A 26,723-nucleotide genomic window follows, 5' to 3' on the forward strand; every position below is an offset into this window, starting at 1 on the left:
AAAAGAGGCTATTTCACAAGTTGTGAGACAGCCTCTTTTTCATACAAATAATTGAAAGAAACCTATGATTTGTCTCTTTTTTATTTAGTTAACATCCCACCAAAGCTTTGTATTTCCTTTGTCAGCTCCACCAAGTAGTGTTGTTGCAGCATTAACTGCATCTCCATTAGTACTGTATTCACTTGGTAAGTATGTAATACGTTTCATTACACCTTTTCCAATTGTAGGATCCTCAGTTGTAAGTAATGGATACAATATATTTGCATCTGTTCTACGCAAATCAGACCATGCCTCCCATGATTCCGGAAAAAGACCTAAGTACTTTTGAACAGCTATTTGCTTTTTTTGTTGACTTAAAGTATTTGCCCAGGCAACAGGCACATCAACAGGAGGTGTAGGATTTGTATATAAACTTCCAAATGTAGGTACAGCACCTGTTGTAGTTCCAGCAATGTATGTATTTATCTGTGTATTATCAGTCACTCCCCATTGTTGTAGAGATAAACGAATACCATCTTCATAAAGTGCTTTTGCAGTTCCTACCATATTCCAACCTTTTAAGACCCCTTCAGCACGATTAAAATTTGACTCTGAAGCCATCATAACCTCAATGTCTTTTGTAACATTATCTGAAAATGTAGTTTCTTGATTTGTTCCACTAAAATTTTTACTCTGCCATGGTATTGTAGCTCCCATACCATTTGGTAACCCAACATACTGACCTTTATAAATAGAAGTATTATCAGACACAGTGCTAAACCATTTTGCCATTCGTGGGTCATTATATCCTTTAAGCATACTTTCCATATCAGCAGTCATATAAAAACCCCAATATTTCATAATATCTACAAAATTATTGTACGTATCTTTGGTTACTTTATAATAAGCACTATCGCCATTTGATTGCATAACACCCGCATTTACTGCAGCTTCTGCCTGCACTTTTGCTTTAGAAGCATCAATATCTGAAATTCTTAAAGCTAAACGTAATCTAAGTGAATTAGCAAACTTTCTCCATTTTTGAACATTACCGCCGTATATAGCATCATAATCTTTAAAAACAGCAACAGTAGTCACGGTTGTTGAACTTAAAGTAGTATTTGCTGCTTCTAAAAGTTTAAAGAAATCAGTATACATAGCCTCTTGAGAATCATAAGCTACTGATTTACCCCCAATACCAGCTTGCGAATAAGGAACTGGTCCCCACTCATCTGTGAATCTATGGAACATATAAACTTTCCAAATGTCTAAAATAGCTGTAGCTTCAACATTCCCTTCAGCGGCCTTATAAGTATTTAATAAAGAAGGTACTGCCAAGGTATAAAATCTTAACCAGCCTCTACTTCTCCATCCGTCGTTAACACCGTTCGCATCAGTTGCTGCTGCCCAACCAGGAGCCATATAGTGAGCAAACATCATAGAATGTAAAGCTGTTGCTAACCCGTATGTACCATAATCATCTCCTGGAAGACTCCAAGAAGCATTACCTGTCCCTTTATATAAAGCATTTGCAAATGCAGGACCTGCCATTGTTGCATCTAATTGATCCGAAGTAAGAGTATTTGGATTTGAATTAACTTCATTGAAATCCGAAGTACATCCTGTTATCTGAAACAGGAAAACAATTGCCAAAAATTTAACTATATTATTTTTCATAATTTATATTTTAAAAGTTGAATTTTACATTAACCCCAAAGTCTCTAGTACTTGGAATATTATAAGATTCTATTCCTTGAAGGTTTCCAACACTTACCCCTTGTTCTGGATCAAAGTATTTTGCTTTATTAGTAAAGAAGAATAGATTTCTACCAACGATTGAGAAATCAACTCCTGTAAATGGTGATTTTTTCAATAATCTACTAGGAAGAGAATAACCTAAAACTAATTCTCTTAATCTAATATTAGTAGCATCAAAAACAAAATCTTCAGCTGATTTTGGATCTCTACTTGCAACTTGTGACCAATAATTTTCAGCTGTAATAGATTTAGTATTTGGAGAATATGAACCATTACCATTATCTACTACTCCATCAACTACAAAACCATCTCTACCTGCCAAAGTAATATCACTTGCTCCAGCTCCAGCCATTCTTGCCTGAGAATAAGAAATTGTTTTTCCTCCCATACGGAAATCGATCAAGAAACTAAGGCTAAAATCTTTATATTTAAAAGTATTCTGTAAACCAGCAGTCCAATCTGGATTAAAATTACCAGCAAGAACGTCAAATCCTGAAGTGAACTCCGGTAAACCACTAGTAGCATTAACAATTATTTTTCCATCATCTGTACGCTTGAAACCACGGATATACAAATCACCATAACCTCCTCCTTTTTTCACAATAGTTTGGGCTAACCTTTCGTATCCTGTAGAAAGATTTAATTCGTCTTGACCTTCAGCTAAACTTAAAACTTTAGTTCTATAAGTTGCAAAATTTGCCGTTGCATCCCAAGTAAAATCTGAATTGTCTACAATTTTAGCATTCAATACTAACTCAACCCCTTTGTTTTGAATTTTCCCTCCATTTATTACTTGCTTAGAGTAGCCTGAAGATTCAGGCAAATTGATTGTAAAAATCTGATCTTTAGTGTCTGTTTTAAACCAAGTAAAATCTAAACCAATTCTATTTTTAAAAAAACGAGCATTTAAACCTAATTCTGTTGAACTAGAAATTTCAGGTTTAAGATCAGGATTGTTTTTTAATGTAGATGCCTGAACAACTCCTCCATTAAAACCATAAAAATATAATTGATTAGCTAAAAGATAAGGATCAGTATCATTTCCTACTTGAGCATATGAACCTCTAACTTTTAAGAAAGACAACAAATCCGATTTAACATCAAACATATCAGTAATTATACCTGATAAACCAACAGACGGATAGAAGAAAGATCTATTATTTACAGGTAAAGTTGACGACCAATCATTACGTGCTGTAACATCTAAAAATAAATATTCTTTATACCCAACTTGTGCTGAACCATACAAAGAATTCACTTTTTTATGACTAAAATCTGGAGTAACAGTAACGTTTTGAAGGTTTGTTAGCGTAAAATAATTTCTTTTTGTTAAGGTACCACCACTACTCAAAGAAGTACTTTTTTGATTTCGGGCATTACCACCGGCATTTACATTTACTTTAAAGTCTCCTAATTCTTTTTTATAGGATAAAAGGAAATCTGAATTTAATTCTGAGTTATCCCCAATTGATTCAGAATAACTACCAAAATCTTGATTAAGTATAGCTTTTGAAGCATAACGAGATACTTTAGATTTATTTGTAGCTTGATCTAAACCTGTTCTCACCATTAAGCTTAATTCCTTAGTAAAGTCATAAGTTAACGAAGCGAAAGTAATAATTCTATTTCTTTCATCTGTTCTTAAATTTCTCTTTGCAAGCCAAAAAGGATTCGCTCCAAGTGTACTTAATGTATTTGCATCTGGATAATTATATCTTATTTGACCTGCTGCATCAATATATTCAAAATCTTTATATTGATTATAAGGTAAACTTCTTGGCATTGTATAAAGAGCCTCTCCAATAGAGCCTTCACCAGCACCTATAGCATTTTCAACTTTTTGAGAAATGTAATTTGTTTTAACGTCTAATTTTAATTTATCTGTTAAACTACTTGTTAAACGCAAATTGACATTATGTCTTTCAAGTTCATTCCCTACAACTATTCCTTTAGCATCTGTATTTGTATAAGAAAAATATCCTTGGACTTTTTCATTACCCATTGAGGCTGTTAAATTTTTAGACCAGTTATACCCTGATTTAAAAAAATCTGATGAATTATTTGGTTGTGGAGTAAATGCATAAGAAGCAGGTCCAGCGTAATCAGGATTATGATCAAGTTGCCAAGCAGCAACAGACTGCCCTTCCATTTTAGGTCCCCAACTGTTTTTAGATAAAGAGTTATAAACACCTCCATTACCTTGGCCATATTCATTTTGTTGGTTTAGCAAATTATATGCATTGGAAGACATAAAATTAGATGATACTGAAATACGGGCTTTACTTCCTGTAGATCCGCTTTTTGTGGTGATTACTATAACACCATTACTGGCACGTGATCCATATAATGCCGCAGCAGAAGGTCCCTTCAATACAGTTAAAGATTGAATATCCTCTGGATTAATATTTGAAATACCATCAAAACTTGTAAGACCTCCAATATCAGTAGCAGGCGAAGATACAGAATTATCCATCGGTACTCCATCAATTACATATAGTGGCTGATTATTACCTGTAAGAGAACGATTCCCACGTAGCGTAATTCTAGACGAACTACCTACACCACTACCTGTGGTAGAGAAATTAAGACCAGCCACCTTACCTGAAAGCGAGTTTGCAACATTAAGTGATCTAGCTTCAGAAAGCTCTTTGGTAGAAACTGTCTGAGCTGAATAAGTCAACGATTTTTTCTCTCTTTTAATACCTAAAGCTGTTACTACAACTTCATTAAGTTTCTGAGAATCTTCTATTAAAGAAATAGTAATGGTACTTTCACCATTAAGAGCAACTTCTTTTGTAGTGTACCCAATAAAAGAAACTACTAATTTAACCGTTTTATTAGGAACTTTAATTGTGAAATTCCCGTCAAAATCTGTAGAAGCACCACCATTAGGTACTCCTTTTACAATAACACTCGCACCAGGTAACCCCATTCCGTTTGTAGCATTTGTAACTTTACCTGAAACTGTTGCATTTTGCGATTTAGCATTGTGAAAACTGAACAAGCAAAATACAAGCAGTAGTTTTAATACTTTTTGAATCATAATTTTGTTTTTGAGTTAGTAATTTTGTTTTTAATAAGTTAACCTTTCGTTAATACTTAGTTAAATGTAAAGAGAAAGATTCATTTGCTTTTCATAATTTCGACCAATGACAAATTTTAAAAGGTGTTCGTCTATTTTAGTTGATATTTTTATTAAAAAACTCATTTTGATACATATTTATTAAAAAAAACAAGCAGCTCTTAGCTATTATTTAAACATAAAATATCCTTATCAACACCTTCTTATTTAAGAAAACTATCAAAATAACACATAATAACTAAAAAATTAGTTAAAATAGCTAACAAAAAAAGCACACACATATTAATGTGTGTGCTTGCTTAAAACACTAGTATTTTTTATAAATGAAAATTAATTATTAACTACTGTAAATTGCTCTTTTAACAAATGAATTGAATTTCCTCCAATCATAACTTCAAAATCGCCTGGTTCTACTACTTTTTTCATTTCACGGTTCCAAATAGCCAATTCTTCAGAAGTTAAGCTAAATTCTACATGTTTTGTTTCGCCTTTCTTAATAAATATTCTTTTAAAACCTTTTAATGTTTTTCTTGGAGTTGTTACACTGCTGTAAACATCATTAATGTATAATTGCACCACTTCATCACCATCATAATTTCCAGTGTTTTTAACATCTACACTTACTTTCAGTTCTCCATCAGGTTTAATTTCTTTGGTACTTAAAGCAAGATTAGTATACTCGAATGTAGTATAACTTAAGCCATATCCGAAAGTATACAATGGATTTTCACTTTCAGAAACATACCTGTGTATAGCAGATGGTTTTTGGTTGTAATAAATAGGCAATTGCCCCACCGATTTCGGAAAAGTAATTGGTAATCTCCCTCCTGGATTGTAATTCCCAAACAATACATCAGCAACAGCCTTCCCTCCTGCCTCACCTGGAAACCATCCTTCAACAATAGCAGGAATATTTTCATTTATCCAATTTACAGAAAGTGGACGGCCATTTAGCAACACACAAACTACCGGAGTTCCTGTCTGATGAATCGCTTCAATCAATTCTTGTTGCATTCCGTGTAAATCTAAAGTGGCAACATCTCTGTTTTCCTCAACTAATTCGTTCGATTCTCCTAAAACCACAATAGCTACATCCGCTTTTTTAGCAATATCAATCGCTGGTTGGAAGTTTATCTTATCTAAGTTCCAACGCAAATGGGCTCTGGCTCCCCAGCCGCCTTCCCACATTTCGATGCGGACTTTGTATTTTTTACCTGCTTCAATGTTTTTTGGAGTAGTTACAATACTCGTTGCTCCTTTTGTCCAGTTGTCAATTACCAATTGGTCATCAATCCACATTCTGATTCCGTCATCAGAACTTAGTCCTAACCAACCGTCAAATGATTTTTCTGACTGAATGTAACCTGTCCAGCGAATAGAAAAATCATCATCATTTACCCCTACACCCGGATTCCAAGGCCAGTCAAATTCTACTTGACTATCAATACGCGTCAATGCTGGCGTTCCTTCTACATTTCTATTATTAAAGTATTCTCCTTTCAATCCATTTTTGGAACCATCAGGAGTAAATAAATATTTAGACGGAATAATTTGTCCTTTTACAATAAGTGGTACACCTTCTTCATAAAGCACCTTGGCTTTATCACCAACCACTTGTTGAATTCCTTCTAAAACTGTTGTTCCCACTTTGTTTTTTACCGAGTATCCTCCCAATCTTGACTCATTGGCATTAGGTCCAATCACTGCAATGTTTTTAATATCCTTGCTAAGAGGCAAAATATTGTTTTGATTTTTTAACAACACAATCGATTTATGTCCCGCTTCCAGAGCCACAGCTTGGTTTTCTTTTGAATGAAAACGCAACTTTATCAAACTCTTATCCGTGTATGGATTTTCAAATAGTCCCAATAAAAATTTAAGTCGTAACACACCGCCAGCAGCACGGTCTATATTTGCCATTGTTAATTTTTTCTCATTTACCAAATCAATAATGGTTTGTTGCCAAAAATCATTGGTAAAATCATAAAACTGCATATCTACACCGGCAGCAACGGCTTGATGAATACTTTCTTTTGGGGAATCCGTAACATAATGTGTGGTTTGGAGGTATTTAATAGCTCCTAAATCAGATACCACAATACCTTTAAATCCCCATTCTTCTCTCAACACATCGGTTAACAACCAATGATTTTCGGCACAAGGAATACCATCCAACTCTGAATAAGCACACATGGTTCCTAAAGCCCCTCCTTTTTTAAATGCTTTTTCGAAAGAAGGAAGATGATCTTCGCGAGCCGAACGTTCTCCTACTAAAATTGGAGATGAATTTCCTCCTGCTTGCGGAATTCCGTGAACAGCAAAATGTTTCGGCTCAGCAATAATGGAACGATCAGACTTTAAGTCATCTCCTTGCATTCCTTTAATCATTGCCAGACCAATTTCGCTGTTCAAATAAGCATCTTCACCAAAAGTCTCCGCAACTCTTCCCCAACGTGGTTCACGCCCCAAATCTAAATTTGGACCTAAACCAAAATGAACACCATGCGCTCTGGCTTCGGTACCAATAACTTGCCCTATTTTCCCCATTAAATTAGTATCCCAAGTAGCTCCCAAACCAATATTCATTGGAAAAGCTGTACTTCCTTCATCTAAATAACCGTGAAGCATCTCACACATAATAAGGGCAGGAACTCCCCAACGATTGTTTTCAATTACTTCTTTTTGAAGATCATTAATCATTTTAGCCGAACGGGGATAAATATCATGAATAGCACCTATTCCAAGTTTTCCAATTTTAGCATCGGATTTTGTTTTAGAAAAATCTTCTTTTTCTTTAAAATATTCACCCTTGTACATATCCATCTGGCGTACTTTCTCTTCCAGACTCATTCGGCTCAACAAATCCTTAACTCTCTCTTCGACTCCCAATTTTGCATCTTGATAGGGATATTTTTTTTGTGCAAAACCTTGACCTAAAAAGCTCAAAAACAATGCTAAAACAATAGTTATCTTTTTCATTATTTAGTTTTATAACGTGTGTATTTTTTAATTCTGAATTATTTTCAATGTCGTCCCATTTACAAATTCATCGTGAGAAATGAAAAAACTGTTATGTGCTTTTCCGTCAAGTTGAATCGCTTTAATATGACCTTCCTTGTTTTTTTCTCTCTCAATTACAATGCTTTTATTCTTATAATATGGAGCATCTAAAGCAATCGTGATTTTATCAAACATTGGCGTGGTGATGGTATAAATAGGTTCGCCCGGAGCAATTGGGTAAATTCCCATCATCGAATACACCAACCAGGCCGACATCGTTCCGGTATCGTCATTTCCTGGTAATCCTTTTGGTTTATTCTGGAAATATTCTTTTACTAATTTTTTCACCATTTCCTGACTTTTAAATTCTTCACCTTTTATGTAATTAAACAAATAAGGATAAGCAATATCAGGCTCATTTGCCATATCAAATTGTTTGCTGTCAAATACTTTTTGCAATTGATTCGAGAAATCTTTTTCACCGCCCATTAATTTCATCAATCCTTTGATATCATGTGGTACCATAAAAGCATACTGCCAGGCATTGCCTTCTATAAAACCAACATTTTCCTGAAAATTAGCACCAGATACAGGATCAAAAGGTTCATACCATTTTCCGTCAAATGTTCTTGGACGCAATAATTTTAAGTTTTTGTCGAATAATTTTTTGTACGATAACGAACGTTTTTTTAATCGATTAGCATCTTTTGTTTTTCCTAAGGCTTTCGCCAAAAGTGAAATGGAATAATCCGATGCATTGTATTCTTGCGTGGTAGAAACCGGTCCCCGATCATTAGTAGTTAAATATCCTTTTTCGATATAATCTTTCAATCCCTGACGTAATGGATTATTTTCAATTTGATCCGCACCTTTCAACATCGCTGTATAGGCTTTTTGCACATCAAAATCACGAATTCCTTTTAAGTAGGTGTCTGTAATTACAATGCTTGCCGGATCACCCACCATAGTAAAAGTTTCTGTCGAATTTAGTTCCCATTTAGGTAACCAGCCGTTTTCATCGTACATTTCAAGCATGCTCTTTACCATGTCCGATTGTTGTTTTGGATACACCAAAGACATCAGTTGATGCAAATTGCGATAGCTATCCCAAAGTGAAAATACCGTATAACGAGTATCATCCGTTTTACCAATTTTACTTCTTTTTATCTCAGGATATTCTCCGTTGAAATCATTTAAGATGTTGGGATGAATTAAAGTATGGTATAAAGCCGTGTAGAAAATCGTGTTTTCATCTTTTGAACCGCCTTCCACTAAAATTTTAGACAATTCTTCGTTCCATTCGTTATATGTTTCTTTATAAACAGCATCAAATGATTTAGTTCCAACTTCTTTTTCTAAGTTTTCACGAGCATTTTCGATACTTACATAAGAAATACCGATTTTGACTTCAACCGTTTCTTCTTTTTCAAAATTATATCTAAAATAACTTCCAATACTATCTCCAACAACCGTTTTGATTGTATTTTCCATCATTCTCGCTTTGCCATTGTAACCCATCCATTGTGCTTCAACGCCTTTATATTTTGCAGGTTTTTTCCAAACTCCGAATTTATCGGCTGGTTTAGAAAATTTAGCTACAAAATAAACCGGATAAGCATCTTCTGGACTGTTATAACAAAAAGAACCGACAGATCTCATTCCTTCAATTTCCGTCGAAGAAACTACTCTAACCATTGCGCCTTCTTCATTGGTCAATCCCAATCCAAGATTTAATAAAATATTAGATTGCCCTTTCGGAAAAGTAAATTTGCTTACACCCACTCTTTTTGAAGCTGTAAATTCTGCTTTGACATTGTACTTGTCAATATTTAAACCATAATAAGCTGTCTTTGCCACTTCGTTAGAATAAGTAGAACCGTATTTTAAATGATTCGTTTCAACAATTCCTGTGGTGGGCATTACTAAAATAACACCTAAATCAGGACAGCCAACACCACTTAGATTCACTTGACTAAAACCAGTTAGAAATTTATTTTCATTCACATACGGATTTGACAACCACTGGCTGTCTTTTTCCAAAGGTCGGTTTTGAGAACCAGAAACATTAAACGGACTAATACTAGCCATTCCTCTTGGCGCAATTGGTCCAGGAAAAGTAGCTCCAAAATTGGAAGTTCCAATAAACGGATTGACAAAATCGGCTGGCTGTTGTGCCAAAATAGCTGTGCTAAAAAACAGCATGTAAAAAAAACATGCTGTTTGTAATGTTATCCCTTTATATAAAACCATAATTTAATTTTATCTGTTAATCGCTTCAATTTTTAAAGTCCAGGCTTCTTTTGATGGTAAATTATTTCTCAAACTTTCTGGAATTATCACTTTAAATCCTTTATCTAATTTAGTCCATTTTAAGGAAGTTTTAGAACCTAACATCGTGATTTTGCTTCCTTTTTTTGGACTAATAGAATTAACAACAACTTCTGATGGAATGGTGCTTTCTCCTTCTTTAGCCAAATAAAATAAGAACACATTTCCTGCCTTATTTTGAGTCATACAAATATTATTTTCTTTGTACGGAGCAATAGGTTTAGTATTATAAATTGCGGTGTTGTTTACTTTCATCCAATCGCCGTAAGCGGCTAATAAATCATAAGCGCCTTGTTGCCATTCTCCGTCAGGTCCCGGAGCTACATTTAGCAACAAATTTCCTCCTTTGGCAACCACATCAATCAACATGTGAATCCCTTGTCTTCCTGTTAAATATTTGGCATCAGGAGTATAAGACCATCCTCCGCCTGAAGTGATACAAGATTCCCAAGGATAAGGCAATGTTTTTTCTGGAACACGGTTTTCAGGAGTTAAATAATTTTGGTTTTTTCCATGAACGGCTCTGTCAACTACAATCAATCCTGGTTGTTTTTGACGTGCTTTTACCACCAATTCATCCATTTTGATGTCTTGGTCAACTACCCTGTGCTTTATAAATCCATTTTTTGATTCGTTTTCTACAAACTTTTCTTCGTAATTTTCTTTTATGTTTTGTTGATCTCTTTTTCTAACCCAACCACCATCAAGCCATAAAATATCAATCTTGCCATAATCTGAAAGTAATTCTAATATTTGATTATGTGTAAAATCAACGTATTTTTTCCATTTATCCGGATATGCCGCTGGATCATAATTTACATTTCTGTCGAAAGGAGGAAAATAAGGATCCCAATAATTTTCGTTATGCCAGTCTGGTTTAGAGAAATAAGCTCCAGTTGAAATATTTTCTTTTCTAAAAGCATTAAAAACTTCTTTTGCAATATTTGCTTTTGGATTCGTACTAAAAGCACAACCTGCATCGGTTACTTTATAATCCGAATATTTGGTGTCGAACATATTAAATCCATCATGGTGTTTCGTGGTAAAAACCATGTATTTCATTCCGGCATTTTTAGCTGCTTTTGCCCATTTCTCGGGATTGAATTTAGTAGGGTTGAAATTCTTTTTCAGTCCTTCATATTCTTTTACATATTGATTGTAATTGCCTGGATTGCTTCCTTTTTTGCGTTCGCACCATCCATAATCTTCTGGACAAATCGACCAGGATTCCACTATTCCCCATTCACTGTAAGTTCCCCAGTGCATCAGTAAACCAAACTTTTTGCCTTGCCATTCGTCCAAATTCTTTAGTACTAATGGATCCGTTTCTGGCACATATCTTTCGTCTTCATAAATAGCTTGTGAAAATAGGTGTACCGAAAATAATAGGGCTATGATTGCTATACTTTTTTTCATTCTTTCTTTTTTTAATTATTCAATCTGTTATTAGTTTGTATCTCTATTTAACTTTTCAAGTATCGGTTGATCTGTAAAAGTTAATTCTGCCTGGGTATTTTCATTAAGTTGTTCCAGTATAACAAACTTATTTACACCTGCGTTCAACCAACAGCCTGGTACATAAAGCGTTTGTTGCGGTCCTACTTTCCAGTAGCGTCCAAGATTGTGTCCGTTAACAAATACAATTCCCTTTCCCCAAGCTGTCATATCAAGAAAAGTATCTGCTGGTTTTTCTATGTTTACTATAGATTCATATAAAACTGGTCGTCCCGATTTTATCGATTCATTTTTAATAGCCGGCACTTCATTCATCGGCATTTTATACATTTCCCATCCACCACTAATTTCATATTCATTAATGAATACTGGAGAAATAATTCCTTTCGTATTATGTACTATTTCGGCTCCGTAATTAATACGTCCCATATTTTCAACCAGAATTTCTAAAATACCGTTAAAAGGAATAGAAAGAGTCAAATCGTAATTTTTGAAAACTCTATTCAATTCACCCACCTTAACTCCATTTACATAAACTGTAGCAAAGTCTCTCAATCCCTCAATCTTTAATTTTCCAGAAGAAATTGGCTGCGTAAATCTTTTTCGATACAAAACATATCCATTTCCCTGACCTAATTTTTCAAACGTTAATGGCTGGTCATTTACAACAGCTTTTTCTTTTTTGATCCAGCTTAAAACATCCATACTGGATTTGATACCCTGATTAGGATATTTTGTAACTGGTATTTTCTCTGGAATCGCTGCTAGTTTTGTTTTAGAATACTTTTGCATTACTTCACGAATAGCCATGAATTTTGGTGTTGCCCAACCTGCTTCGCTGATAGGCGCATCATAATCATAGCTTGTAATATCCGGCTGAATATCACTTTCTTCATTATAATTTGCTCCAGAGGTAAATCCGAAATTAGTACCACCGTGCACCATATAATAATTAAAAGAAACACCTGCATCAAGGTACTTTTTAGTCTGACTTGCAATCTCCTCAGATCCAATTTTAATAAATGGTTCTGCCCAATGATCCAGCCAGCCAGAATAAAACTCAGCTACCATATAAGGCCCTTGTCCTTTATGGTATTTATCAACCTGTTTCTTTAAATTTTCTATATTTGATTCTCCATTTGCAGTTGGTAAAACGCCTTCCACAGCACCACCTTCAAACAACCAAGTACCGTCAGAAGTAAAAAAAGGCTCTGGGAACCCCGTTTGTTTAAGCATATTGTAAATTGCAGTTTTGTAAGCTTTATGATCCTCAGCACCAATATCGGTTCTTTGAGAAACATAAGAACCAAATTCATTTTCAGCCTGAACCATAATAATTGGCCCTCCCTGGTTTGCAAAATTTCCTTTTACCACTGCATACAAATTTTGCAGATACGTTTTGCACGCTTCTAAAAATGCTTTGTTATTGGTACGAATTACTAAATCTGGATTATTTTGCAACCACCAAGGATATCCTCCAAATTCCCATTCGCCGCAAGCATACGGACCTGGTCTAAGAATCACATACAATCCTTCACTTTTAGCAATACGTAAAAACTCTGCTAAATCTCTATTTCCTGTTTTAAAATCCCATACACCTGGCTCTATTTCGTGATAATTCCAAAACACATAGGTTGCTACGGTATTCAATCCCATAGCTTTAAGCATTTGCAATCGATGTCTCCAATATTCTTTAGGAATACGCTCATAGTGCATTTCTCCCGAATGTATTTTAATAATTTTCCCGTCTTGTTTAAATTCTCCATTAGATATAGAAAATCCTTTGGTTTGTGCCGTATTAAAAAACGGCATCAGGCAAATCAATAATACTCCGAGCTTAAATAATATCTTATTCATTTTCTTTCAGATTATATTCTTATTAATCAACTAAAATTTCGTCAAAAAACAGAAAAGAACTTTCTCCTTTTGGACTTTTCTTTAAATTAGTGGCAATTACTTTTACAAATCTCGCATTGGTTTTTTCGAAACTAATTTTAAAATCTTTCAATTCTGAATTCGAATTAATAGCAAACGGACGAATTATTTTCCCAACTTCTTTATACGTTTTTCCATCGGTAGAAACAAAAGCTTTTATTTCGGTTGGAAAATAAATCCCCGAACCTTGATTTTCTAAAGCCCCTAAAGTTACCTGATGAATGGATTGGTTTTTCTCTAAATCAATAACTACTTCCATATCATCCACCAGCCAGGCTTGCCATTGTCCGTCATGAAAATTTTTGCTTCCTCTAATAATATTAACTAAACCCAGTGGACCATCCGCTTTGTAGTTTTCATGATACGGATTTTTAAAAGTCAATTTATTACCTACCGCTTTATGAAATTGAATGCTATCCGTAAAAACTTTACCTACCGGTTTATCTTCTTTAAACAAAGAAGCTTTTAAAATAGTTGTTCCTTGAATTGTAATAGAATCAGTGTATTTTATGGCTTGATTGTCTAAATTTTTATTGTCCAAAACATAGCGAATATCTGCATTAGGAAATTCATTTTTCAAAGCTATTTTTATCTGCTTTTTATCCAAATTTGCCTTTGAAGCTGCCGATACTAAGTAAGCACTTTTAGAATAATTGATTCCCAAATAATCAAAACGTGCTAATAAAGAAGGCAATCGTGTCGTAAAATCATTCCAGTTTCGGGCTTCTTTGGGACTCCATAAAACCTCTGCCATAGCTCCTAATCTTGGAAAAATCATGTATTCCGATTCTTGTGTACTCTCAATGTATTCTGCCCATAAATTAGCCTGAGCGCCTAAAATATGTTTGGCTTGTTCTGGTGTCATTTCGTCCACCACAGGATCAAAATGATATACTTTAGTCATTGGAATAAATCCTCCAAAAGCCAAAGGTTCTTCATTTTGCGATCCTTGATAGATGTTAAAATAACAATGTGACTCTGGTGTCATAATTACATCGTGACCTTGTTTAGAAGCTTCAATTCCGCCTTCGGTTCCTCTCCAGCTCATTACTGTGGCATCAGGAGCTAATCCGCCTTCTAAAATTTCGTCCCAGCCAATTACTTTTTTGCCTTTCGAATTGATGTATTTCTCCATTCGTTTTACAAAATAACTCTGCAATTCATGTACGTTTTTCAAACCTTCCTGCTGCATTCTTTTTTGACAATGAGGGCAGGTTTCCCAATTGGTTTTAGTTGCTTCATCTCCTCCAATATGAATGTATTTCGAAGGGAAAATGGCAATCACCTCATCAATTACATCTTGTAAAAATTCAAAAGTATTCTCTTTTCCCGCACAATAAATATCTGTAATAGGCCAAACTCCGCCAGATGGCACACCTATTTTTTGATTGAAACAAGCCAATTCGGGATAAGCTGCAATAGCACTGCTCACGTGTGCTGGCATTTCGATTTCTGGAATAACTTGGATATTTTTAGCTGCGGCGTATTTTACAATTTCTTTTAATTCTTCTTGGGTTAAAAATCCACCATAAGTTCCTTTTTCGTTTGGATCAACCGTTAATCTCGCATTCCAAATCACATTCTCCTGATTGACTCTCCAGGCACCAATTTCTGTTAGTTTTGGGTATTTTTTAATTTCAATTCTCCAGCCCTGATCGTCAACTAGATGCAAATGCAACACATTCATTTTGAGCATTGCCAATCGGTCAATTGTTTGAATTACATAATTTTTATCAAAAAAGTGACGCGACAAATCCAGCATCAAACCTCTCCATTGAAAACGAGGTTCGTCTTTAATACTAACATTCGGAATAGTCCAATTTACATTCGCCACCTGATTTTTACTTTCGATAGCTGTGGGTAATAATTGTCTAATAGTTTCCAGTCCGTAAATCAAACCCGCATTTTCTTTGGCAGTAATTACAATACTTTTAGAAGTTACTTCTAATTGGTACGCCTCACGATTCAGATTTTTATCTATTTTGAATTCGATGTAATTGCTCTTTGGCTTTTTATTCGAAAATTCAGGCTGCCATCCTGTTGCGGCTTTAAATTTGCTCATCAAAGCAGTTGCAATCTCTTTTTGAGCAGCATTGCTTGCAATAATTTTAGTATCCTTTGAAAACTGAAAAACGCCTTCTTTAACCTGAATATTAGCGGGTTTTGGAATTATTGTAATGTCTTTTTGCGCAAAAACAGCACTTGAAACAAGAATGAAAAGCGCTAATAGGTTTGTTTTAATTATTCTCATAAATTATTATTTTAAAGAAGGTGTTATTTTAAATTGATACTGAATGCATTCTTTATTTATTCCAGGACATTTTAAATTTTGCATCTTCCATTCTATTTCCTTTTTCGTCATCGCAAATGGCATAGTTGAAACCAGAGCGCAAACTATACCCAGCGTGCTCGCCATTTTTATTCAAAGCAATAAAACCTACTTGTAAATATTCCATGTCTTTGTGGTTTTTATGTTTGTTGTAAATGCGTTCGGTAATTTCTTTACAAGCTTCGAATGGTGACTTGCCTTGACGCATTAATTCCACCACCATAGCACTTCCAGCTGTTCGAATCACAGCTTCACCTAATCCTGTTGCTGCGGCAGCACCAACTTCATTATCCAGAAAAAGTCCTGCACCAATAATGGGAGAATCACCAACACGTCCGTGCATTTTCCAGGCTGCTCCACTTGTAGTACAACCTCCTGCCAGATTTCCATCTTCATCAATCATGAGCATACTGATGGTATCGTGATTTTCGATATTGATAACGGGTTTGTATTTTGATTCTTCCAACCATTTTTTCCAATCTTTTTCAGCTTCAGGAGTCAATAAGTTTTCTACTTTAAAACCTTCTGACAAGGCAAATTGAAGTGCTCCCGCTCCCGATAACATCACATGGGGAGTATTTTCCAAAACTCTTTTGGCTACCGAAATAGGATGCATAATTCCTTCTAAAAAAGATACCGAACCACAATTGCTGTTGTGATCCATAATGCAAGCGTCTAATGTTACCTTTCCTTCACGATCCGGATAACCACCATAACCTACACTTCTCACTTTTGGGTCAGCTTCAGGAATTCTCATTCCTGCTTCGATAGCATCTAAAGCTTTTTTTCCGGCTTTTAATTGTTTCCAAGTTTCTTCATTAGCAGGTAAACCATGATTCCAGGTTGAAATAACGACCGGTTTTTTAGTTTTTTTTGCTAATGAAGTTTCCTTTTTATTTTCTGTATTTTGAGCCACAGCTTCTAATCCAAAAATAGAGCTAACTGCTAGTGTTCCTAAAGTCGTCTTTTTTATAAAATCTCTTCTGTTTGACATGATTTCTATATTTTTATTTATATTTTTTTGAAGATAAAGCCATAGTATTCTCTTTGCCCTTTGGAATGTCACCCATTGTAAAAACTAAAGTTCCCCCTTGCATAATTTCTTTATGCGAAATATAATTTCTATCTATTTTATGACCATTAAATTCAACAGTTTGGATGTATTTGTTTTCAGGAACATTGTTTTTAGTTCGAATCGTAAATTTTTTATTATTTTCTAAGTTTATGGTAACTAAATCAAACATTGGATAACCAAAAGCATAAATACTTTGCACTGGATTTACTGGATAAAAACCGAGAGAACTCAATACATACCAAGATGACATTTGACCACAATCTTCATTTCCACAGTGACCATTAGGTTCATTCTTATACTGAGTTTCTAAAATTTCCTTAACTAATTCTTGCGTTTTCCATGGTTTATGAATGTAGTTGTATAAATAAGCCACATGATGACTAGGTTCATTTCCATGTGCATATTGACCAATCATCCCGGTACTAAAAATGGGTAATTTATCTTCTGGTAATGATTTTAAGCTGAACATCGAATCCAATTTTTGTTCAAAAGCATCATTTCCTCCAACTTTTTGAATTAATCCTTCTATATTTTGAGGAACGGACCAAAAATATTGCCAGGCGTTGCTTTCACAGAAATACGGCGTATATTCTTTAGGTATAAAATCTTTTATAAAACTGCCATCTCTCAATTTAGGTCTCATAAAAGTACTCTTTGCATCATACAGATTTCTCCAGTTTTCTGAGCGTTTCAAGAAATAGTTGTAATCATCTAATTTATTTAAAGCTTTGGCAAACTGAGCCAAACACCAATCATCATAAGCATATTCCAATGTTTTTGAAACCGACCAGTTTTCGCCACTATCATCTACAGGAACATATCCCAATGTTTTATAACTATCTAATTGTCTTGAATCAAACATTGAACTTTCTTTACACGCTTTATAGGCTAATTCAATATCAAAATTTTTAATTCCTTTAAAATAAGCATCTACAATAACAGGAATAGCATGATTAGCAATCATCATATTGGTTTCATTTCCCTGCAAAGACCAAACAGGTAACAATCCCGTTTCTTTATAATGAGCTAATAAAGAATTGATCATACTTGACACTCGATTAGGATGCAAAATAGTATATAATGGGTGTGCTGCCCGATAAGTATCCCATAGAGAAAATGTGTCGTATCTATCGAAACCTTTTGCTTTTTCAATCTTTCCATTCGCCCCCTTATAATCTCCATTACAATCACTTAAAAGTGTTGGTGCCAACATCGATTGATACAACATACTATAAAAAATCCTCTTTTTAGTATCGTCTTTGGTGGTTATCTGAATTTTTTGTAATTCTTTTTCCCAAAGATTATTCGCAGCTGCTTTGTACTTTTCAAAATTAAAATCGGGTGCTTCAACAGCTAAAGATATATAAGCTCCTCTAATACTAGCTGTTGAAAGTCCGGTTTTTAAAATTATTTCTTCCTTGTCAACAGTCTTATAATTTAAAATAATTTTAGTTTTTACTGCTTCAACTGGACTTGTGGTCAATGAATCATTTTTAAAAATTTCGTAAGAGTTAAAAGCTTTTGAAAGTTGCATTACAAAATAAACCCGTTGGTCTTTAGCCCAACCAGTTGACATTCTATAACCTTCAATGGTGGTATTATTAACCACTTTTAAAAATGTTTTTGTGGGAGCATCCCAATTTAATGCATACCCTAAATCAATATGAATTTGCGAAGCATCGTCTTTAGGAAATGTATATCTATTAATTCCTGTTCTGGCGGTAGTTGTCAATTCAGCTTTTATACCAAAATCCAATAATTCAACTGAATAATAACCTGGTGAAGCTTTTTCCTTTTCATGAGAAAAACTTGAAAAGGGCATAAAATTATTATCTTTAATTCTAGTAGCAAATCGACTATTGGTAGGCATTACTAAAATATCATACAAATCACCTGTACCAGTACCTGATAAGTGCATATGTGAAAAACCAGTAATAATAGAATCTTTATAAAAATAACCTGCAATTCTATCCCAACCTGGTATCCCTATATCTGGACTTAACTGTACCATCCCAAAAGGAATAGTTGCTCCAGGATAGGTATTTCCTGGGCCATCTGTACCTATAAACGGATTTACATAATTGGTTAATTTAACAGAGTCTGTTACCTTAGAACCACAATTATATAAAAGAGCGATGAATACAATATATATTAAACCATACCTCATTAATATTCCTTATTTTAAACTTTCTTTAATATTCTTAATAACTTTCAAATAAGCATCAGATATCATCAGTAGTGTGAAATATTTCATATATGTAATATTCCTTTTTTATGTCTCCTAATAATTCATGCATTCAAAAAGTTTATCTAATAACTCCTGATTATTATCTAAACTGTATTCCCAAAACATAGCACCACCTAATTTTTTTTGTTTAATGAATGCTGCTTTTAAAGCAATTTCTTTTGGCGTTTCATAAGAAATAAAAATCTTGTCCTGCGCATTCCATAAATAAGATGCTTTTGCCGAATCATCATATAATTCCTGAAATTTTCCTGATTTCATATCGGCTGCAATTTCCCAGGATGCCACAATAGCGCTTCCTGTTTGAGCCGATTGGTATAAACCATTATTTGTTGGTACAACTTTTTCCCATTTTCTTCCATAAAAAGGAATTCCTAAAATAAGTTTGTTTGCAGGAACGCCTGCTTTTAAAAATAAATCTACTGATTCACTACTACTGTTTCCTCCAAATTTTTCTTCCTTTGATGGGTATAAATTAGCGTGATGTCCAGTTTGATAAAACCAACCATTATAAAAATCGTAACACATTAGGTTTATAAAATCAAGATACTGATGTGCCTTTTTTAAATCGGTGTGATTGAGATATTCCTGATCTGCTCCTGCAGCAATCGTTAGTAAATAATGATTGTTATCCGCTTTCGTTTGAATTTCTAATTGGTTGCGTAATTCAGCTAACAACAAAGTGAAATTTTCTTTATCCGAAGGTCTAAAAACATTATCCTCTGCACGTTGTCCAGGAAATTCCCAGTCAATATCAATTCCGTCAAAACCATACGTTTTCATTAGTTTCACAGCACTTTTAGCAAATTTTTCTCTGGATTCAGCATAAGCAGCAATATTCGAAAATTGGTCTGACCAAACCCAACCACCAATAGAATACAATACTTTTAAACTAGGATTTTGCTTTTTCAATCCTATCACACTTTCGATTTTTGCTTTATCAGTAGCCAACTCAAATTGTACATTCCCATCCACAATGTTGGCAAATGCGTAATTAATGTGTGTTAATTTAGTGGCATCGACTTTTGCTGGATCAAATTTTTCGTAACCAGCAACATATCCTATTATTTTAAAATCGGCTTTGGGTGGATTTTGTTTTTTTTCCAATGAAGCACAAGCCAGAAATAAGCTAGCGATTAGGATTAAAAAAACGGATTTCGTTGCTGTATTGTTCTGTTTCAATTGAATCATTAGTATGAATTGGTATTATAATTTGTCTAATTGTATTACTTTAAAAACTGACCATCTTCTTTAATAGTCAATATTTTATTAGAAAAAGGACTCTTTACAGAAATAGTATATCCTTCTTTATAATTTTCTAAAACGGGTTTCATCATTTTTCCGTCAACAACAATCGAGGATTTATTTAATAATTCTAATGACTTAGCCCAAACATTGTTTTTTTGATAATATCTTTTTTGTGCACGATAAAGAGTGTACAACTCCCATTTTAATTTTTCATCTTGGGGAATTGTAAAACTATCTTTTCCTTCTTTCGAAGAAAAATAAACATAACCCCATTTTTCAGGTTCGTGCATATTGATTACCCCTTGCGGAGACCAAACCCAATTGTATTCGGGCAAAAATTTTCCAGCGGCATCTTTCTTTCTTTCGTATTTTCCGTTTATAATATCATGTTGCCAATTGACTCTCGAGAAATTCACTCTCCAAAAATTATCTCTTGGTACATTGTCCTCTCCGTACGATTTTTGATAGGCAGCCCACGGAATCGCTATTTCCAGCATCCAGCCTTCATCGGTATCGTTTGGATTATTTAAAGTTCCTTTTATCTTAACCGCCGATTGTAATCCTGTAATATTCCAATCGTTTAAAACCACAAGATCATTTTCTCTGTAAGGTTTGGATAAAAACAAATCCCAGGCGGTATCTAATGCGTTGATTTCTAATTCGTAATAATTAAAAGTATCTCCATCTGGGTCGATGAATACTTCAAAATCATTGTTGTAAAAAATAATGGTATCACGTTGTTTTAAGTTGGCCCAAACATGAGGCTCTTCCAGCTTGGCAAGAATATAAAAATGGGTTTCGTCCCAAAGCATTTTCACTTTAGTGTTATACTTTGGTTTTTCGATACCTTCAATATCAATAAAAGGATCAGACCAGTCCACTTTTGACCAAGATGCATCAGAATCGTCCCCATCAATCACCATTTTATCTGCTGTTTTATAAGCAACATAACTTTTAGGTATAATTCCTTTTGGGGATTGAGAAAAACCAATGACAGAAATTAGACCCAACACAACTGATATGCATTTCATTTTTACAACCATACTTTTTCTATAAACTATTATCTTTTGTAAATTGAATTACCTCACTTAATTTACCAAATGCCATTGCTACCACAGTATCTGCTGCACCGTAATATACGGCTAATTTATCTTCTTTTGTATCATGCAAAGCGGCACAAGGGAAAACCACATTGGGCACATCGCCTACTTGTTCATAATTTACTGCTGGGCCTAATAGATAAGGTTGTGTTCGGTATTTTACCTTATCCGGTGAATCAACTTCTAAAAGCGCCGCCCCCATTGCATAACGGAAACCGTTACAAGTATTAATTACTCCGTGGTACAACATCAGCCAACCTTCATCAGTAAGAATAGGAATAGGACCTGCTCCAATTTTGGTACACTGCCAGGCACTATCTTCAAAAGGAGTTGGTTTCATTACTAAACGATGCTCTCCCCAATATTTCATGTCCGGGCTATAGCTGATCCAGATATCTCCAAATGGTGTATGTCCGTTATCACTCGGGCGACTTAACATCGCATATTTGCCGTTTATTTTTTGTGGAAACAAAACACCATTTCTATTGAAAGGTAAAAAAGCATTTTCGCATTGGAAAAATTCTACAAAATCGAAAGTATATCCAATACCAATTGTTGGTCCGTTATATCCATTACACCAGGTTATCCAATAGCGATCTTCAATAAAAACCACACGAGGATCATATTTATAAGCTGATTCAATCATTTCAGTATTTCCAGATTGCATTACAATGGGTTCGTGATTAATCTCCCAATTGATTCCATCTTTACTAAAACCAGCAAAAATATTCATTTGAACTGCTTTGTTATCGCATCTAAAAACACCTGCAAATCCGTCTTCAAAAGGAACAACTGCACTATTAAAAATACTATTTGATGATGGTATAGCGTATCTGTCAATAATTGGATTTTCAGAATATCTCCACATTACATCGTTATTGTTTTCGGGTTTATCTTGCCAAGGAATACTGCTCATTTTATTTGTTTTTTGTTTATTATTTTTTGTTTTATGCTCTCCATTTTGTCATCCTGACAAACTACGACTGCTCTGTTTTTTTAATCAGCAATTTTTCGAACTTTATCTAACCATGTGAATTTTAAGATTGTTGTCGTTACTAAAAACACTACTAATACTGTAACAGCCTTTGGATAATCTCTGATAATGAAAAATATAGGAAGTAAAATCATACTTGATTGCCATACAATTCCAATGACGCAGTTCAACATATCTTTAAAAAAATCATTATTTTTTTCGAAAGTCTGATCTTCTACTTGTAATGTTTTATAAACCGGATTCCACCACCCCCATGGTCTAACGTTTGTGTAAAAAGATTTCAGCACTTCCATATCTGTTGGCTTACTTAAAAAAGTTCCTAAAAGACAACCCAAAATTGAGAAACCAAATATTACCGGAAATAAATAAATGGCTTGTACTTGTGCTAAATCGTATAAAAATGAACCTTCGGAGAAACTTCCTTTGGCCTGACCTAAAGCAAATTGTAAAGAAGCTACAACCAATCCAGCGAACATTCCCCAGAAATATCCCCAGCCGTTAAAACGCCACCAAATCCATTTTAAGAAATTGGCTGCTACGTAACCTCCGTACAAAGCACTCGTAATCCAAAGTGTTAAAGAATTAATAGAATCGGCAAAGAATCCCATAAAAACGCCTAAACCAACCACTAAGAAAGAAGAAAGCTGACTAACTTTTATATAATGTGCATTTGTTGCAACCGGTTTGAAATATTTTTTATAAATATCATTTACAATATAAGCTGGTCCTGCATTTACGAATGCCGAAAATCCAGACATAAATGCAGCCAATAAACCTGCAAGCAGAATTCCTTTTATTCCTACAGGGATATATAAATTAACCACTTTGGGCATTAATAATTCTAAATCGGCTCCGGTTAAACCTGTATTGGCATTTAACTCCGGTGCCAGGTTTACCAAAGCAATTACCACAATTCCTGTAATTAATAAATACCTTGGAATAAAAAGAATTAAATTGGTAAAACCACTCATATATGCGGCTTCTTTTACCGATTTGGTAGAAAGAATTCGTTGTAAATCGTAACTCGGTGTTGGGCCTGCTACACTTGCAAAAAAACCTTTAAATAATGTCATCCCGATAAAAGCACCAAACATTTTGTATCCTTCAGAATCAATTAATCTATTGAAATTCTGAAATTTGTCACTCCACTGTGTTTCAAACCGCCATCCAAAGAAAACATTTTTCCATTCCTCGGTAATAACTGAATTTATCTGAATATCTGAATAATTAATAAAAGCGTAACTGGCAATCAAAACACCGGCAATAATCATGATTAAATATTGCACAACTTCTGTTGCTACCACCGAAAACATTCCTCCTTTTACGGTATAAATTGTAGTTAAAAATATAATCAGCAAAGCATAAGATCGCTCTGAAGTCAATAAAATTAAATCTCCATAATGAAGCGTTAAATCCCAGGGAAGAATGATGGTTACAAATTTTCCGATTCCTTCAAAAAAGTAAGCAATGAAACCAATTGTAGAAATGATGGCAAAAATTGCCACAATAATATGTGATGCTTTTCCTGCTCTGTCACTTCCAAAACGGGTTAAAATCCATTCAGAACCTGTCATTACTTTTGACCTTCTTATCCATACGGCAAGGAACATCATAACAAAAATCTGATTCCAAATAGGCCAAAGCCACATAAACATAAAGCTTTTTACTCCATATAAAAACAGTACCCCAATCATCCAGGAAGTCCCTGAAACATCAAACATTCCTGATCCATTGCTCAAACCTAAAAAATACCATTTGATTGTTTTTCCACCAAGGAAATAGTCATCTAATCCCTTTGATGCCTTTCTTGAAATCCAAATTCCTATACCTACTGAAAGCAGGATATAAGCTACGATGATTGATACGTCAATAATGTCCATTGATTTTATTTGTTAGTTACGTGATTAGTTAATTTTATAATCCCCAGTTTTTATTGGGTTCAGCTCCCATCACAAAATGTAAAATTCCGCCTTGTACTATTTGTTGATGTGTAATTGTTGTTTTATTAAATGCAGCACCATTAAGCGTTGCTGATTGGATATAAAAGTTTTTATCTGAAACATTTTCTGCTTCAATTATAAAAGATTTCCCGTCTTGAAGATTAATTTTCGCTTTTTCGAAAACTGGGCTTCCAATTTCATATTCGCCAGAAGCCGGATTCATCGGATATAATCCCATTGAACTGAAAACATACCAAGCCGACATTTGTCCGCAATCTTCATTTCCACTTAATCCGTTTGGTGTAGTATTGTATTGTGTATCTAAAATATGATGAACCCAATATTGCGTTTTCCATGGCTGACCAGCATGGTTAAACATATAGGCAATATGATGACTTGGCTCGTTTCCATGCGCATATTGACCAATTAATCCTGAAATATCTGCAGATACGTTATTACCAGTAATCTCAGAACTTTCAGTAAACAGTTGTTCTAATCGTTTTGAGAATTTTTCATTTCCTCCATGTAAACTAATAAACTCATTTACATTATGAGGCACAAACCAACTGTGTTGCCAGGCATTTCCTTCGGTATAATCGGTATGTTCTCTATGATTAGAATGTTTAGGATCAAATGGTTCATTCCAAGATTTTCCGTCTTCTGATTTTCCTCGCATAAATCCTGTTGCTGGGTCAAATAAATGTTGGTACGCTTTGGAACGATTTAAAAAAAACTGATAATCCGCTTCTTTTCCTAAAGCTTTCGCCATTTGAGCTACACACCAATCATCATAAGCATATTCTAAAGTAATGGTAACCGATTCGTCCAATAAATTATAAGGAATGTAACCGTACTTTTTGTAGAAATTCAAACCGCGTTCGTCTTGCATCATGGTTGTTTTCATAGCCTCATATGCATTTTCGGCATCAAACCCTCTAATCCCATTTTTATAAGCATTAAGAATCACCGGAATCGAATGATAACCAGTCATAGTATTGGTTTCGTTGGCGTACAATGTCCAAACAGGTAATACTTTTTTGGTCTCATAATAAGCCAACATAGCATTCACCATGCCTGAAACCCTATCAGGAGCCAATAAAGTCAACAAGGGATTTTCGGCTCTAAAAGTATCCCAAAACGATAAAGTAGAATAAGCCGTATAATTTTTAGCCGTTACAATTTGATCATCTTCTTTTCTAAACTGACCGTTTTTATCACTATAAGTTACAGGTGCTAATTGTGCGTGATACATTGCGGTGTAAAACATAGTCTTAAGCGAATCTACCGGAGTTTCTACTTCTATTGTAGATAAAGCAGTATTCCAGACTTTTGCAGCAGTTGATTTTACTTTTTCAAAATTAAAATCACCTTTATCTAAATTATCTTTGGCATTAGCCACACTAACTGATGACAAGGCTACTTTTACGGCTAACTCGTTACTGTTTTTTTCGTCAAAAAATAATTGTGCTGCGGTTCGTTCTCCAATTGCAGCGTCCATTTTTATTAATTTCCCATCAGCTGTTAGTGTATATTCTGAAATAGGCTTTGAGAACTGAGCCACAAAAAACACTTTCTGATTTCTTGCCCATCCTGTGCTGTAACGATACCCACTTATAGTCGTCTCATTTTCAATAATAATCCCTGACTTTGTAGTCTTGTCCCAATTAATAGCAAAACCAAGATCAACCACCACAGCTTGCCTGTCATTTTTAGTAAAAGTATATTTATGAAAAGCCGTACGTTCAGACGAAGTTAATTCTACATTAATTTTAGGATCATTAAGAAATACTTGATAATATCCTGGTTTTGAAGTTTCGTTATTATGGCTGTACCCTGATTTATAAGGAAGCAAATCACGAGAAGTTACTTTTGTAGTTAAGTTCACTTTTTTATTGATTGGCATGAATAAAATATCAGCCAAATCACCAATACCGGTTCCACTCAAATGCAAATGGCTAAAACCGGCAACAATAGAATCTGAATAATGATAACCCGAACACCAATCCCAACTGGAGATACCGTTGTCCGGACTCGGCTGAAGCATTCCAAAAGGAACTGTTGCTCCCGGATACGTATGCCCGTGTCCGCCCGTTCCTATAAATGGATCGACAAAATTTATCAAATCTTTATTGTTACTGTTAATTTTATCACTGTTTGATTTACAATTCGAGAGAAAAACCGCAGTTAAAACAACTAAAGCAATATTCTTCATAAACGATATTCTTATATTTAACATTAAATTTATATAAATTTGA

Annotated in this window: 14 protein-coding genes; all 14 read right to left on the reverse strand. The window is 34.5% G+C overall.

All coding sequences use genetic code 11. The features are described 5' to 3' along the window. Positions 1-84 precede the first annotated feature (84 nt). A complete protein-coding gene (locus tag EOD40_RS10975) occupies positions 85-1,656 on the reverse strand; it encodes a SusD/RagB family nutrient-binding outer membrane lipoprotein (RefSeq protein ID WP_128195468.1) in 1,572 nt (523 codons plus the stop codon). A 10-nt stretch (positions 1,657-1,666) separates the two neighbouring features. Then, positions 1,667-4,780 carry a SusC/RagA family TonB-linked outer membrane protein gene (locus EOD40_RS10980; protein WP_128195470.1) on the reverse strand — a complete coding sequence of 1,038 codons (3,114 nt, stop codon included), beginning with the start codon at positions 4,778-4,780 and terminating at the stop codon, positions 1,667-1,669. 369 nt (positions 4,781-5,149) lie between these two features. Then, complete coding sequence (locus EOD40_RS10985; RefSeq protein ID WP_128195472.1) at positions 5,150-7,798, reverse strand: glycoside hydrolase family 3 protein; 2,649 nt, start codon at positions 7,796-7,798, stop codon at positions 5,150-5,152. Between the two features lie 27 nt (positions 7,799-7,825). Continuing rightward, positions 7,826-10,069, reverse strand: coding sequence for a GH92 family glycosyl hydrolase (locus EOD40_RS10990; RefSeq protein WP_128195474.1), 2,244 nt, complete (start codon positions 10,067-10,069; stop codon positions 7,826-7,828). A 9-nt stretch (positions 10,070-10,078) separates the two neighbouring features. Then, the gene (locus EOD40_RS10995) at positions 10,079-11,563 is read right to left on the reverse strand and encodes an alpha-L-fucosidase (protein ID WP_128195476.1); all 1,485 of its coding nucleotides are present in this window, start codon (positions 11,561-11,563) and stop codon (positions 10,079-10,081) included. 30 nt (positions 11,564-11,593) lie between these two features. Then, positions 11,594-13,459 (reverse strand): glycoside hydrolase family 35 protein, encoded by a 1,866-nt coding sequence (locus EOD40_RS11000; protein ID WP_128195478.1) that lies wholly within the window; start codon positions 13,457-13,459, stop codon positions 11,594-11,596. A gap of 22 nt (positions 13,460-13,481) precedes the next feature. Next, complete coding sequence (locus tag EOD40_RS11005; protein ID WP_128195480.1) at positions 13,482-15,788, reverse strand: glycoside hydrolase family 20 protein; 2,307 nt, start codon at positions 15,786-15,788, stop codon at positions 13,482-13,484. Between the two features lie 52 nt (positions 15,789-15,840). Next, entirely contained in the window at positions 15,841-16,860 is a 1,020-nt protein-coding gene (locus tag EOD40_RS11010) for an isoaspartyl peptidase/L-asparaginase family protein (RefSeq protein WP_128195482.1), read from the reverse strand. Between the two features lie 13 nt (positions 16,861-16,873). Further along, the gene (locus EOD40_RS11015) at positions 16,874-19,108 is read right to left on the reverse strand and encodes a GH92 family glycosyl hydrolase (protein WP_128195484.1); all 2,235 of its coding nucleotides are present in this window, start codon (positions 19,106-19,108) and stop codon (positions 16,874-16,876) included. Between the two features lie 114 nt (positions 19,109-19,222). Further along, complete coding sequence (locus tag EOD40_RS11020; protein ID WP_128195486.1) at positions 19,223-20,377, reverse strand: glycoside hydrolase family 18 protein; 1,155 nt, start codon at positions 20,375-20,377, stop codon at positions 19,223-19,225. Positions 20,378-20,412: 35 nt separating this feature from the next. Then, on the reverse strand, positions 20,413-21,465 hold the full coding sequence (locus EOD40_RS11025; RefSeq protein ID WP_317127912.1) for a carbohydrate-binding family 9-like protein: 1,053 nt from the start codon (positions 21,463-21,465) through the stop codon (positions 20,413-20,415). A gap of 19 nt (positions 21,466-21,484) precedes the next feature. Further along, complete coding sequence (locus EOD40_RS11030; protein WP_128195489.1) at positions 21,485-22,450, reverse strand: glycoside hydrolase family 130 protein; 966 nt, start codon at positions 22,448-22,450, stop codon at positions 21,485-21,487. A gap of 80 nt (positions 22,451-22,530) precedes the next feature. Next, complete coding sequence (locus EOD40_RS11035) at positions 22,531-24,408, reverse strand: sodium:solute symporter family protein (RefSeq protein ID WP_128195491.1); 1,878 nt, start codon at positions 24,406-24,408, stop codon at positions 22,531-22,533. Between the two features lie 34 nt (positions 24,409-24,442). Continuing rightward, positions 24,443-26,680: a GH92 family glycosyl hydrolase gene (locus EOD40_RS11040; protein ID WP_128195493.1), complete on the reverse strand. Its 2,238-nt coding sequence runs from the start codon at positions 26,678-26,680 to the stop codon at positions 24,443-24,445. Positions 26,681-26,723: the final 43 nt, after the last annotated feature.

It is taken from the genome of Flavobacterium sufflavum (assembly GCF_004016525.1).
GTDB classification, from domain to species: domain Bacteria; phylum Bacteroidota; class Bacteroidia; order Flavobacteriales; family Flavobacteriaceae; genus Flavobacterium; species Flavobacterium sufflavum.

What these genes read in the sequence shown, in the direction of transcription:
- EOD40_RS10975 (WP_128195468.1), bottom strand. Translation starts at nt 1,656, where the DNA reads ATGAAAAATAATATAGTTAAATTTTTGGCAATTGTTTTCCTGTTTCAG.
- EOD40_RS10980 (WP_128195470.1), bottom strand. Translation starts at nt 4,780, where the DNA reads ATGATTCAAAAAGTATTAAAACTACTGCTTGTATTTTGCTTGTTCAGT.
- EOD40_RS10985 (WP_128195472.1), bottom strand. Translation starts at nt 7,798, where the DNA reads ATGAAAAAGATAACTATTGTTTTAGCATTGTTTTTGAGCTTTTTAGGT.
- EOD40_RS10990 (WP_128195474.1), bottom strand. Translation starts at nt 10,069, where the DNA reads ATGGTTTTATATAAAGGGATAACATTACAAACAGCATGTTTTTTTTAC.
- EOD40_RS10995 (WP_128195476.1), bottom strand. Translation starts at nt 11,563, where the DNA reads ATGAAAAAAAGTATAGCAATCATAGCCCTATTATTTTCGGTACACCTA.
- EOD40_RS11000 (WP_128195478.1), bottom strand. Translation starts at nt 13,459, where the DNA reads ATGAATAAGATATTATTTAAGCTCGGAGTATTATTGATTTGCCTGATG.
- EOD40_RS11005 (WP_128195480.1), bottom strand. Translation starts at nt 15,788, where the DNA reads ATGAGAATAATTAAAACAAACCTATTAGCGCTTTTCATTCTTGTTTCA.
- EOD40_RS11010 (WP_128195482.1), bottom strand. Translation starts at nt 16,860, where the DNA reads ATGTCAAACAGAAGAGATTTTATAAAAAAGACGACTTTAGGAACACTA.
- EOD40_RS11015 (WP_128195484.1), bottom strand. Translation starts at nt 19,108, where the DNA reads ATGAGGTATGGTTTAATATATATTGTATTCATCGCTCTTTTATATAAT.
- EOD40_RS11020 (WP_128195486.1), bottom strand. Translation starts at nt 20,377, where the DNA reads ATGATTCAATTGAAACAGAACAATACAGCAACGAAATCCGTTTTTTTA.
- EOD40_RS11025 (WP_317127912.1), bottom strand. Translation starts at nt 21,465, where the DNA reads ATGAAATGCATATCAGTTGTGTTGGGTCTAATTTCTGTCATTGGTTTT.
- EOD40_RS11030 (WP_128195489.1), bottom strand. Translation starts at nt 22,450, where the DNA reads ATGAGCAGTATTCCTTGGCAAGATAAACCCGAAAACAATAACGATGTA.
- EOD40_RS11035 (WP_128195491.1), bottom strand. Translation starts at nt 24,408, where the DNA reads ATGGACATTATTGACGTATCAATCATCGTAGCTTATATCCTGCTTTCA.
- EOD40_RS11040 (WP_128195493.1), bottom strand. Translation starts at nt 26,680, where the DNA reads ATGAAGAATATTGCTTTAGTTGTTTTAACTGCGGTTTTTCTCTCGAAT.